11 protein-coding genes and 1 riboswitch are annotated in these 12,666 nt (G+C 35.9%); of the genes, 6 read left to right on the top strand and 5 right to left on the bottom strand.

Translation table 11 applies throughout. The annotated features are described in order from the left end of the window. Nucleotide 1: 1 nt before the first annotated feature. Complete coding sequence (gene prmA, locus FBR08_RS10470; RefSeq protein WP_158962660.1) at nucleotides 2-835, bottom strand: 50S ribosomal protein L11 methyltransferase; 834 nt, start codon at nucleotides 833-835, stop codon at nucleotides 2-4. A gap of 122 nt (nucleotides 836-957) precedes the next feature. On the opposite strand from prmA, the gene FBR08_RS10465 reads away from it, so the two are divergent. Both FBR08_RS10465 and FBR08_RS10460 read left to right on the top strand, forming a co-directional pair. Beyond that, nucleotides 958-2,181 (top strand): porin, encoded by a 1,224-nt coding sequence (locus FBR08_RS10465; protein ID WP_158962659.1) that lies wholly within the window; start codon nucleotides 958-960, stop codon nucleotides 2,179-2,181. Between the two features lie 124 nt (nucleotides 2,182-2,305). Beyond that, on the top strand, nucleotides 2,306-2,794 hold the full coding sequence (locus FBR08_RS10460) for a hypothetical protein (protein ID WP_158962658.1): 489 nt from the start codon (nucleotides 2,306-2,308) through the stop codon (nucleotides 2,792-2,794). 45 nt (nucleotides 2,795-2,839) lie between these two features. Here the strand turns inward: FBR08_RS10460 and FBR08_RS10455 are convergent, their stop codons facing one another. The 3 genes from FBR08_RS10455 to FBR08_RS10445 all read right to left on the bottom strand — a co-directional run bounded on the left by FBR08_RS10455 (nucleotide 2,840) and on the right by FBR08_RS10445 (nucleotide 5,648). Further along, nucleotides 2,840-3,073 carry a hypothetical protein gene (locus tag FBR08_RS10455; RefSeq protein WP_158962657.1) on the bottom strand — a complete coding sequence of 78 codons (234 nt, stop codon included), beginning with the start codon at nucleotides 3,071-3,073 and terminating at the stop codon, nucleotides 2,840-2,842. Between the two features lie 80 nt (nucleotides 3,074-3,153). Further along, nucleotides 3,154-4,317: a diaminopimelate decarboxylase gene (lysA, locus tag FBR08_RS10450; protein WP_158962656.1), complete on the bottom strand. Its 1,164-nt coding sequence runs from the start codon at nucleotides 4,315-4,317 to the stop codon at nucleotides 3,154-3,156. Between the two features lie 11 nt (nucleotides 4,318-4,328). Next, complete coding sequence (locus tag FBR08_RS10445; RefSeq protein WP_158962655.1) at nucleotides 4,329-5,648, bottom strand: aspartate kinase; 1,320 nt, start codon at nucleotides 5,646-5,648, stop codon at nucleotides 4,329-4,331. 430 nt (nucleotides 5,649-6,078) lie between these two features. On the opposite strand from FBR08_RS10445, the gene FBR08_RS10440 reads away from it, so the two are divergent. From FBR08_RS10440 to FBR08_RS10425, 4 genes are all read left to right on the top strand, one after another. Then, complete coding sequence (locus FBR08_RS10440) at nucleotides 6,079-7,830, top strand: ABC transporter ATP-binding protein (protein WP_158962654.1); 1,752 nt, start codon at nucleotides 6,079-6,081, stop codon at nucleotides 7,828-7,830. A gap of 74 nt (nucleotides 7,831-7,904) precedes the next feature. Continuing rightward, nucleotides 7,905-8,270, top strand: a complete 366-nt coding sequence (locus tag FBR08_RS10435) for a PUR family DNA/RNA-binding protein (RefSeq protein ID WP_158962653.1) — start codon at nucleotides 7,905-7,907, stop codon at nucleotides 8,268-8,270. A gap of 67 nt (nucleotides 8,271-8,337) precedes the next feature. Next, nucleotides 8,338-8,398, top strand: a riboswitch (Fluoride riboswitch). A 28-nt stretch (nucleotides 8,399-8,426) separates the two neighbouring features. After that, nucleotides 8,427-9,644, top strand: coding sequence for a chloride channel protein (locus FBR08_RS10430; RefSeq protein WP_158962652.1), 1,218 nt, complete (start codon nucleotides 8,427-8,429; stop codon nucleotides 9,642-9,644). A 326-nt stretch (nucleotides 9,645-9,970) separates the two neighbouring features. Next, complete coding sequence (locus FBR08_RS10425) at nucleotides 9,971-11,524, top strand: FMN-binding glutamate synthase family protein (protein ID WP_158962651.1); 1,554 nt, start codon at nucleotides 9,971-9,973, stop codon at nucleotides 11,522-11,524. 242 nt (nucleotides 11,525-11,766) lie between these two features. Here the strand turns inward: FBR08_RS10425 and FBR08_RS10420 are convergent, their stop codons facing one another. Then, a complete protein-coding gene (locus FBR08_RS10420; protein ID WP_158962650.1) occupies nucleotides 11,767-12,633 on the bottom strand; it encodes an outer membrane beta-barrel protein in 867 nt (288 codons plus the stop codon). Nucleotides 12,634-12,666 lie beyond the last annotated feature (33 nt).

Raw genomic sequence — 12,666 nt, 5'->3', positions numbered from 1 at the left:
ACTAACGTTTTTTAAATTTCAAAGATACCCAATTATTTTTTTCTAATTGATTTTCAAAGGTTAAACCTTTTTCTTCTGCTGCTTTTTTAATACTTGACACATCTTCTGTATAGAATCCACTGAAGTAAATTTCCGCATTTTCTTTCATTGTTTTGATATAGTGGTCCATATCATTCAACAAGATATTTCGATTAATATTTGCTAAAACAACATCGTATTTAGGTTCCTTTGTCAAAATGGATGCATCCCCTTCAAAAACTGCAACATTCGCACAAGCATTGCGTTCTGCATTTTCGATAGAATTAAGGTAACACCAATTGTCAATATCGATGGCATCTACGTGTTTGGCACCACGCATGGCTGCTAAAATGGCTAAAATTGCCGTTCCACATCCCATATCTAAAACCACCTTATCTTGCATTTCGTTCGTCAAGATTTGGCGCACCATCATATAGGTTGTTTCGTGATGTCCTGTTCCAAAACTCATTTTAGGTTCAATTACGATATCGTACTGCGCTTGTGTTTTTTCGTGAAAAGGCGCTCGAATATAGCACATACCGTCTACATCAATGGGATTGAAATTCTTTTCCCATTCCTCATTCCAATTCACCTGCTCTATTTCCTCTTTTCTATACGTAATAGTAAATTGATCGGATTGAAGAATAAAAATATCTTCTAAAATATCTTCTGTCCATAGGTTTTCTTGCACATAAGCGCTAACCCCTATAGCTGTTTCTTCAAAACTCTCAAATGCTTTTTCACCTAATTCTGCGATAAGAATCTCTACACCAGGCACCAAAGGCTCTACTGTAAAATGATATCCAATATATGACATGCTGTTTTTTCTTTACTATCTTTAGTTAACCATTTAATAACATTGTCCTTACATTTCAATAACAACAATCTAAATGTGGAAACAAAACTAATCTTATTTTTGCAATCTCAACACACGAACACATGAAAAAAATCTATTTATTAATATTGTCGTTACTATCACTTAACGCAATAGCACAAAAGATTGAGACAGCTAATAACGATATTAAGTTAGCTCAACTTCCTTACTACAACTTTGGAAAAGGAGTAGGTATTACTTCATCAGACAGTATTTTTCAGTTAAACTTGCGTTTCCGCATGCAAAACCGTCTGACTTTCATGGAGAATGAAGGAGAAAAAACAAAGTACGAAGGAGAAATTCGACGCTTGCGTTTGCGCTTCGATGGTTATGTTGGAAATCCCAAATTCTTGTATGTTATCCAATTGTCCTTTGCGCCAAAAGACATGGGAAAAACGGTTGAAGGCGAACCGATTAACATCATCCGCGATGCGGCAATGACCTACCGTCCGAATGAAAATTGGAGCTTCATTTTTGGACAGACCAAACTTCCAGGAAATAGACAACGCATTAACTCATCAGGAGCACTTCAATTGACAGACCGTTCAATTAACAACTCTAAATTTAATATCGATCGCGATTTTGGATTACAGGCTTACTATCACCAAGAGCGAAAAGAAAAATTTGGATATGTAATTAAAACGGCCGTTTCAACAGGACGCGGAAGAAACTACCAAGGTTCTGAAAGTGATAGTTATGCTTTAACAGGACGTGTAGAATTATTCCCAATGGGAAGTTTTAAAAACAACGGCGCTTACTTTGAAGGAGATATTGCTAGAGAAACCACTCCTAAGTTAATGTTAGCAGGAACTTTTTCACATAATAACAATGCAGAAAATTCGCAAGGACAAACTGGAAGTAAGTTGTATGAAACAAGAAATCTAAACTCGTTTATGGCAGATGCCATCCTAAAATATAACGGATGGTCGGGAATGGTTTCTTTTATGAATCGAAATGTAGACGATGCCATTACTTACGGCATAGATCCAGATGGCACTAAACGCAGTAGTTATGTCTATGCAGGACACGGTATGGACTATCAATTGAGCTATTTATTTCCAAGCAATTACGAATTAATCGGACGTGTTTCCAATCAAAAAATGAAAACTCAATTGCACGAACAATTAAATTTACCCAATACAACTGAATTTACTTTAGGTGTAACCAAGTATTTATGGGAACATGCCTTTAAACTTCAAGCGGAATTGACCTATGATAAACTAGATTTTTACCAAGGATCAAATCAAAACAACTGGTATTTTAGAATGCAGTTCGAAATTGGCATTTAATTTGTCTTTTTATCACCCGTTTACAAGTTAAGCTTTACTGAATTTAACATTAATGTAAAAAATAATTACAATGCTCTGTTTTTTTTCTCTATATTTATAAGACAACAATCTTAACTAATTAGCTATGAATAGATTATTTTATTATTTGAGTATTGTACTTGTTGGGGTAAGTGTGATAGGCTGTAAAGACAAAGCAACAGCTACAACTCCTTCTGAAGTAGAGACAAGCACGCCAATCGATCAAGCGACAATCAATTCAGCTATTGAAGAGTATGAATTGATTTCGCAAGAAACAGTAGATAAACTGAACGAGGCTATTCAACAGAAAAAAAGTACTTCAGTAGAAGAAATCATGCAATTTTACGCACCTGAAGATAAAGCGGCAGAAGGAAAGTATACCTATAACATCTCCGTTTTACAAATGTCTAACTCTGCACTAACCTTAGTTACTTTGGTTGAAGATGGAATAAATGATGATTCAATACGAGCTAAAAAAGTTGTAATGACTATAAAAGAAAAAGACGGGACAAAACAAGTAACGCAAATCAAACAAAGTTATCAATGCTGGGAAGGACGAGGACATACAAATTGGAATTCTTCCTATTGTAGTTAATATCATAAAAAAAGTCGTGATTTTCATCACGACTTTTTTTATTTCTTATTCCGCTTGAGGCTGTTGTTCATCGTCTCTTTTAGCGATATTCATATTTGGAAATTTCTTTTGAATAGATTGCAAAGCAAATTCATTAATTTCACTCATTGCTTCGGGTGAAGGCAATTTTAATGTTTCTGCATTGTGTTTTAAAACTTCTTCTAATAAGATTTGTGTTCTTAATAATTGAAAGTTTAAATCGATTAATTCTCCTGCTACGTCGATATCTCCTAATTTCATTGTACTGGTGTTAAATTAAAGTTTTGTTTTTATCTCAACCAAATTTAACAAAGTATTTCTAATATCTACTACAAAAGCTGTTATTCTTCAAAATAAAATTGCAGGGGTTTACGCAGGTTGTAACGAGAAGACATCACCTCTCCATAGGCACCCGCAGAGCGAATTGCAATCAAATCTCCTCGAACTAAAACAGGAAGGGATACCTTTTTTCCAAAACAATCACTACTTTCACAAATAGGTCCCACCACATCGTAAATTTCTTTCGCATCACCTTTTGTTTCAGCAGGTGCTATACATTGAATTTTATGATACGCTTGATAAAGTGCTGGTCGTAATAACTCAGTCATTCCCGCATCGAGTATTGCAAAATTTTTAGTTATTCCCTTTTTAATATACAGTACACGACTAATTAAACTACCGCAATTAGCAACCAAGGATCTTCCCAATTCGAAATGCACTTGTTGTTCGCGTTTAGGTTCCAAAAAACGATGAAACAACGCAAAGAAATCGGAAAAATTGACCATAGGTTCTCCATCTGGGTTTTGATAATTAATCCCTACTCCCCCACCAACGTTGAGAATAGGCACCACAATTCCCCTTTCAATAAACCAAGTATTCCATTCATTTACTTTTAGACATAATCGCTTAAACACACTCCAATCTGTAATTTGAGAGCCTATATGAAAATGCAAACCGACCAAAATCAAAGCGCTCTCCCCTGCACAAATTAGAGCTAAACAATCCTCTAATTCATGCATCATAATCCCAAATTTATTTTCATCCAATCCTGTCGTAATATAATGATGGGTATTGGCATCAATATTGGGGTTAATACGCAAAGCAACTGACGCTTGGACGTTCATCATCTTGGCTATTTCATTAATAATCTGCAGTTCTTCTAAAGACTCTACATTAAAAGCCAATATACCTCGATTCAATGCCAATCGAATTTCCTCTTCTGTTTTCCCCACACCCGCAAAGACAATAGAATCTGCTTGAAATCCCTGTGCAATTGCCCTTTCAATTTCCAAACCACTCACACAGTCTGCTCCTAATCCCAGGGCACTAATTTCCTGGAGTATTCTGGGATTATTATTTGCCTTTACAGCGTAGTGAATATGATACCCCCATTGATCAGCTGCCTTCTTTGCAGTAGAGATTGTAGCTCTGAGTAAAGGTAAGTTATAGTAATACAAAGGTGTCTCCACCTGGTGTAATTGTTCTAATATAGTAGTTGAAATCATAGTTTTCAGTATTAAAATAGGCGATGATGTAAAGCACGTAGGGCTTCAATTTTGTATTTAGACGGCAGCAAAAGCGAAATGTTATGTTCACTTCCACCATAGGAAATCATGCGAATTGGCATGTGCTTCACTGCCTCAGAAACGAGAGTCGCATAACCGTTCTTGTTGCGTTTAAAATCGCCAACAATACAAATAATACTCTGTTGATCATCTACTTCAACTTCTCCAAAATGATTTAATTCGGCTATAATCTCACTTAAATAGGTACAATCATCTAAAGTTAACGATACCGCTACTTCAGAAGTAGTAATCATGTCAATAGGAGTTTTATAACGCTCAAAAACTTCGAAAACTCGTCTTAAGAAACCATAAGCCAGCAACATACGAGAAGATTGAATTCGGATAGCAGTAATATTGTCTTTTGCTGCTACTGCGACAATTTCATCTGTATGATCAAACGCAGAAGAGATTAGCGTTCCTGCAGCATCCATGTCTAAAGTGTCTAATAATCGTACTGGGATATTTGCTTTTTGCGCGGGAAATACACTTTGGGGGTGCATTATTTTCGCACCAAAATAGGCTAACTCAGCTGCTTCATTAAAACTGAGTTGTGCAATAGGCTTGGTGTTAGACACATAACGAGGATCATTGTTGTGAAAACCATCAATATCTGTCCAAATTTGAATTTCTTCTACTGCTAATGCAGCACCAAGCAACGAAGCTGTATAGTCAGAACCTCCTCGTCTAAGATTATCTATTTGGCCGTAAGAATTTCGACAAATATACCCTTGTGTAATAAACAAAGTAGTCGTAGGAAATTGGTCGATCATCGCCTGAAGTTGTCGCTGAATATAAGGCATATCAGGTTCTTGATCCGCATTGATTCGCATAAATTCCAAGGCGGGTAGCAGAACAGAATCAATTCCCTTTTCTGCGAGATACAGGTGAAAAATCCCTGTAGACAATAACTCTCCTTGTGCTAAGACCAAACGTTCTTCTGCAGGGGTGAATAAATCGTTGCCTAATTCGTCTAACAGCGTAAAATGACGTGTAATCCAATTTTTCCCCTTTTCTTTTCCTTCTGTAGTTACAAAAAGGTCATCTACAAACACCTGATATGCTTGTTGTAATTCTTGAACAAGTTGTCTTGCCAAAGCAATTTCTCCTTTTGTATATTGTGTAGCAATTGCTACTAAGGCATTTGTTGTTCCTGCTACGGCAGACAAAACCACGAAATGACAATCGCTTTTTTGCGATTGAATAATAGGCCATAACTTTTCAAATCGCTCTGGACTTCCTACAGAAGTTCCTCCAAATTTTAATACTTTCATCTCTTTCTTTTACAAAAAAAGGGTTTGTCGCGATGACAAACCCTTTGTTATTTTACTTCATTATAAAAAATAAGGAGATTGCTCACGATACTTGACGTAAGTTTATCTTCTTCCCCTTTTTTATAACGATTAAATACATTTTTCTATTTTTTATAACACAGCAAATATATTTACTTTTAGGTTACCTTTTGTTTTATTAAATATTTTTTAACTTTCAATTAATTTATTTTTAACAATTAAAAAAGTCTTTTTTATTCGAATTGACGGCATCAAAAAACTTGTGTTGACGGTATATTTTATGTGAAATGCAAGGCTAGCGTGATTAGAAAAAAGAATAATAGTTTATATTTGCATCTCACTTTCTAAAATTTGGAAAAAACGGTTTTATCTCGGTCATTTTCCTTATTTTGCAAGATTAGACAAACAAACTATGCGTGCTCTACAGTCCTTAAATAAATATTTTTTCAACTATAAATATCACTTCCTCACGGGGATCATAATTACGATAGTCGCTCAGATTTTCACGCTTTATACCCCGAAATTGGTTGGTGATTCCATCCGTATTTTAGAACAACTATCGGCCTTTGACAAAGAAAAGGTAACTGAATTATTGTTATCAAACATCTTTTGGATTTTAGTTACCACCTTAATTGCGGGGTTCTTAACGTTTTTAATGCGTCAGACCTTAATTGTAATGTCACGTCATATTGAATTTGACCTTAAAAATGACATTTTTAAGCATTATGAAATTCTCACGCAAAGTTTTTATAAGCAGAATCGAACCGGAGATCTAATGAATCGCATTAGTGAAGATGTAGGAAAAGTAAGGCAATATGTAGGACCTGCTGTCATGTACTCTATTAATACCCTTATCCGATTTGCGGTGGTATTAACTCAGATGTATATTATTTCTCCTCAACTGACTTTTTATTCACTTCTTCCTTTGCCTTTATTGGGTTATTTTATTTTCAAACTCAGTAAACAGATCAATGAGCGCAGTTTAATTTTTCAACAAAACCTATCCCTTTTATCGACGTTTACGCAAGAGATATTTTCAGGTATGCGAGTAATTAAAGCGTATGCCATTGAGAATAAAAAGGTTGCTGAATTTGAAGATTTAACACAGAGCAGCAAAGAGAAATCATTAAAACTTGCAAAAACGGGTGCTTTAATTGGACCGTTGATGATTTTATTAATTGGCCTGAGCAATTTACTAGTTATAACTATTGGGTCGCTGCTTTATTTTAATGGCAAATTGCCAGATATTGGAGTTATTGCACAATTTATCCTCTATATCAACATGTTAACATGGCCAGTCGCTTCTTTAGGATGGATTTCGTCCATGATTCAAGAGGCAGAAGCGTCGCAGAAGCGCATCAATGAATTTCTAGATGTGCAACCTGAGATTTACAATACTAATCCAAATCCAACGGAAATTAAGGGCAATATCACGTTTGAAAATGTTTCATTTACTTATTCGGACACAGGAATACAGGCCTTACGCGGGGTAAGTTTCCACTTAAACCAAGGCGACACGTTGGCGATATTAGGAAAAACGGGATCAGGAAAAAGTACCTTACTCTCGTTGATTAGCAGAATGTACACCATCGATTCGGGTCGTATTTTATTTGATGGTCAACCTATTGAGGATTGTAACTTAACAGATCTCCGAAAAAGTGTTGCTGTAGTTCCTCAGGATTCCTTTTTATTTTCGGACACTATCAGCAACAACATCCGCTTTGGGAAAGAAGACGCTACAATAGACGAAATTGAAGATGCCGCTAAAAAAGCAGTTGTACACCACAATATAGAACAATTTGAAAAGGGCTATGACACCGTATTAGGAGAGCGTGGACTAACCCTGTCCGGCGGGCAAAAACAGCGTGTTTCAATAGCCAGAGCCTTAATCAAAGACGCGCCTATCCTTTTGTTAGACGACGCATTATCTGCAGTAGATACCGAAACAGAAGAACGCATCCTGAAGCACCTAGAACAACACAGCAAACACATAACCACGTTGATTGTGACGCATCGCGTGTCTTCAGCAAAAAACGCAGATCAAATTATTGTATTGGATCAGGGGGCGATTATTCAGGCAGGAACACATGAGACTTTGATCGCTCAACACGGATACTATGCAGAGTTACACGAAAAACAATTGAAAGAAAAAGAAATAGTGTAAAAAGTTGGTTTATTAGGATTTTTTTTAGACTTTTGAAAGCTATATATACAAATCAATTAATTGATAGAAGGATTATGAGAGATAACGAAATGTTAGAAAAAGAAGAGATTTTCTCGAAAGTATTGAGAGCGGGTAGAAGAACTTATTTCTTTGATGTAAGAGCTACAAAAGCTGATGATTACTACATAACCGTAACTGAAAGTAAAAAATTCACCGAAGACGATGGTTCATTCCACTTTAAAAAACACAAAATCTATTTATATAAAGAAGATTTTGCTGCATTTAAAGAGATCTTAGATGAGATGACAGAATACGTAGTAAATCATAAAGGTGAAGAAGTTATTTCTGAAAGACACCAAAAAGATTTCAAAAAAGAATATCAAAAAGAAGAAGGTGATTCATTAAACAATTTTACAGACGTAGAATTTGATGATATTTAATCACTTATCATACAAAAAATTAAAAAGTTCAACTCATTGGGTTGAACTTTTTTTTTATCTTTGTATTATCATAATAGGCAATGATGTCTGCCTCGAACCGCCTTGGAGCTGATGACGTCTAGTATATATAGTTTTTATAATCTATACAATGCCGTTATGAATGCAATTAAAAAAACAAAAGATTTTCTTTTCTATTCTTTTAGCACAACTTTTCGTTGGATACTGATCAGTTTACTACTCGGTGGGCTTATAGGTACTGCCTCTGCCCTATTCTTGTTTGTTCTCGACTATGTTACATCCCTTCGGTCAGCTAACCCCGTCTTGTTAGTTGGATTACCCTTAGGCGGATTTCTTATCGGTTGTTTATATTATTATTGTGGTGGTTCTGTAAACAAGGGGAATAACTTGTTAATCCAAGAATATCATCATCCCACGGCTAAAATCCCCTTTAAAATGGTGCCCTTTGTATTAGTAGGTACTTGGATTACACATCTCTTTGGAGGATCAGCGGGTAGAGAGGGAACAGCCGTTCAACTTGGTGGAGCACTAGCGGATCAATGTAGCAAACTGTTCAAAGGCTCTCCTTTAGATAGACAAGCGCTCTTGCTAATGGGAATTGCGGGGGGCTTCGCTTCTGTTTTTGGAACACCTTTGGCTGGAACTTTGTTTGCGATAGAACTCATGGTTGTTGGTAGAAACAAATACAATCACATCCTCCCTTTACTTCTTACAGCTATCGTTTCACATTACATTTGTCTTCTGTGGGGAATTTCACACACTACTTATCCAGCAGCTGTAATTCCGCCTTTAGATGTCAATACTGTATTAAAAATAAGTGTCGCTGGTATCGCGTTTGGCTTAACGGCTATTCTATTTGTCAAATCAACGGATACAGTCTCTCAGTTGGCCTCAAAATACATCAGTTATCCACCTTTACGCCCCTTTTTTGGAGGCCTTATTATTATTCTACTTTACTATTGCATCCAAGATGCACAATTTTTGGGCTTGGGTATAGAAACTATAGTAGATTCATTTGCTGTATCGCAGCCCTCGACCGTTTTTTTACTCAAAATACTATTCACGGCTATTACATTGGGAATGGGTTTTAAAGGAGGAGAAGTAACCCCTTTATTTTTTATAGGAGCAACTTTGGGTAGTTTTCTAGCTGTCTCTTTACAGTTACCTATTGGCTTTGTAGCAAGCCTCGGTTTTGTGGCCGTTTTCGCAGGTGCAACCAAAACACCTTTAGCTTGTATCTTTATGTCTGTTGAATTATTTGGTAGTGAAACACTTATCTATACCGCTCTTTGCTGTATAATCGCTTATTTAGTTAGTGGTAAACACAGTATTTATAAATTTCAATTATACCTATAAAACACTGCTTCCAAACGATTTTATACCAAAAAAAAAGAACAAAGATTACATTTTAATCACGCTTCAACAAAAAAACATAAAAAATACTTATTCATTCCATATAAAATTATCATATTAGCATTTTTACAGCCGAATCTTGGCAAAATAATAATTATAAAAATCTTTTAAATTCAAAATCTTTACTACCTTTGCTTTCGATAGAAGTGATTTTATTTTCTGTTTATTTTGAAATAGAAAAATGCCAAAATCCGCCCTATTCACCCTATTTTTTAAACTATTAACATTACAAACTAGACAACAAAAAGATTGCACTAAATTTTAGATTTATGTTTCACAAAAAGTTTTTTAATCGATTCACATTTGGACAATTGACCATTGCTTCAGTTTTGATATACGTATTGTACTCTATTACTACTGTTGTTCTTTACCAATCAGCAGCTAGCATTGTTAATCTTGTACTCTCCGGAATTCTAACATACTTAACAATCTATGATTTACTTCAAAACAGACATACGATTCGAAGAAACTACCCGTTATTCGCTCGTTTTAGATATATGTTTGAATCTATTCGTCCAGAGATGCGTCAGTATTTTTGGGAGGGAGAACTAGATGGGAAACCGTTTAACCGTCGTGAGCGTTCGATTGTTTACCAAAGGGCTAAAAACGAAAAACAAACTGTTTCTTTTGGTATGCAAGATGATCCGAACCGCATTGGTTATGAATGGGCGGCTCACTCTGTATATCCGAAACACGTTACGGACACTAATTTCAGAACGTTAATTGGTGGAGAGGAATGTAAACAACCTTATAGTGCAAGTATTTACAATATTAGTGCAATGAGTTATGGTGCATTGAGCAAAAAGGCAATTACGGCTTTAAATGAAGGAGCTAAAATTGGTGGTTTTGCACACAACACTGGTGAAGGGGGTATTAGTCAATACCACCGTTCAGGAGGAGATTTAATTTGGCAAATTGGTACAGGATACTTTGGATGTCGCGATGAAAAAGGATTCTTTAGTGAGCCTTTATTTGAGGAGCGCTCAAACTACCCTGAGGTAAAAATGATTGAGTTAAAACTTTCTCAAGGAGCTAAACCTGGACACGGGGGATTGTTACCTGCAGAAAAAAACACAGTAGAAATTGCTGCAATTAGAAGTATTACTCCACATACAACCGTTCACTCACCATCTGGACACACTGCATTCAGCAATCCAGTTGAATTAATACACTTTATAGCTAAACTTAGAAAGTTATCTAATGGAAAACCTGTTGGGTTTAAGATTTGTATTGGTCGTAAAGATGAGTTCTTGGCTATTATAGATGCAATGAAACAAACGGGGATCACACCAGATTTCATCACGATTGATGGTGCTGAAGGAGGAACAGGAGCTGCTCCATTAGAATTTATTGACTATATGGGAATGGCATTGAACGATGCTTTAGTATTCGCTAACAAAACATTAATTGAAAACGGCTTAAGAGGAAAAATTAGACTTTTAGCTTCAGGAAGAATCATTTCTGCCTTTGATATTGCTAAAACGATCGCACTTGGTGCTGATGCATGTTATAGTGCCAGAGGTATGATGTTTGCCTTAGGTTGTATCCAGGCTTTACAATGTGATAGCGGACATTGTCCTGTAGGTATTGCTACACAAGATGAAACGTTGTACAAAGCACTAGATATTACAGATAAGAGAATGCGCGTAGCCAATTTCCACAAAAATACAATGAAAGCTTTAGGAGAATTCATTAGCGCAGTAGGTTATGAAAAACCAAGCGAAATTGATCCTAGAACGTTCCATAAACGCGTGGATCACGGTGTAAACAAAAGTTTCCAAGAAATGTATTTTGGAGAATTAGACACCCGTAAAAAAGCATAGTTTATCCAACGATAAATCAAAAGGCCGTCTCTAAGAGACGGCCTTTTTTTATGCATTAAATGCATGTACTAGTATTAATAATGCAAGCTAATATAAAGGAGAACGTTCCCCTTATTAAAAAACAATGCTTGACTCAACATCTACAATAAGAAAGGGCGACTTTCTCAAGTCGCCCTTATCTTTCCCTAAAAAAGCACTCAATTTTTATCATTGAGTGCTAAACAATTAAAACAAAAAATCAATTATAGACCAAAACCATATTTTACTTTAATTCCGATAGCATACGTTTTTAATTTATACGTTGCATTATCATAGGCTGCATTGTAATCCAATTTAGCTTCTTTCTCCCCTTTAATTGGTTGATAACCAAGAAGAGAAGAAGTAGCAGTATCGCTATTCGATTTCTTTATATCATTTAATCCTAAATCAAAATACAAGCCAAAATACAAATTCTGTCTTTCGGCTAATTCATACTTATATCCTACTTCTCCTACCCAAGCAATTCTCGTATTAACGTCCACATCTTTCGTATGCTTCTGAGTTCCGAAAGAGCCAAATCCATTCGGTATCGGAAAAGGCAAAGTCAAGTTATACTGCGGAAAATAACCTTCTGTTTCTAAATGATTAAACGTAGTTTCCACTTCACTTGTCATACTCAATCCTATTTGAACTCCTGTTCTGAAGTACAAATTATTGTCCATGGTATAGGCAACCGTAATTGGAATATTCAATTGATTTAGTGTCATCTTCTCATTCACAGCACTTGTTTTGTACTTAAAGATAAAATTAGCACCTTCTGAATCTACTGTAGGCATACTTCCCTCATAGCGATTCGCTTCGTATTTGGCATTACTCATAGTATAAACTCCGCCAATTCCCACGCTAAATTTGCGAGACAAATGGTAATCATAGTGAAGTCCAGCCCCAAAAGACATCCCCCCATCCGATTTAAAACCATAAGGCATGCTGTTTTGTAATCCCAAATATCCTCCTTGTACACTTACTCCAACTTCGTGTTTATTGTAATAGTAAGGATTGAATTGAGCTGCTGCCGTTTGAGAAATCAAACACAAGCCAAACAGACTTAATACATATATAACTTTTCTCATAAAATTCGTTTTAAAAAATCAGGCGGTCGCGGT

The sequence above is a fragment of the Myroides fluvii genome (assembly GCF_009792295.1).
GTDB classification, from domain to species: domain Bacteria; phylum Bacteroidota; class Bacteroidia; order Flavobacteriales; family Flavobacteriaceae; genus Flavobacterium; species Flavobacterium fluvii_A.
The sequence above is the reverse complement of the archived record's forward strand: the minus strand, read 5'-3'. Positions and strand labels throughout refer to the sequence as shown.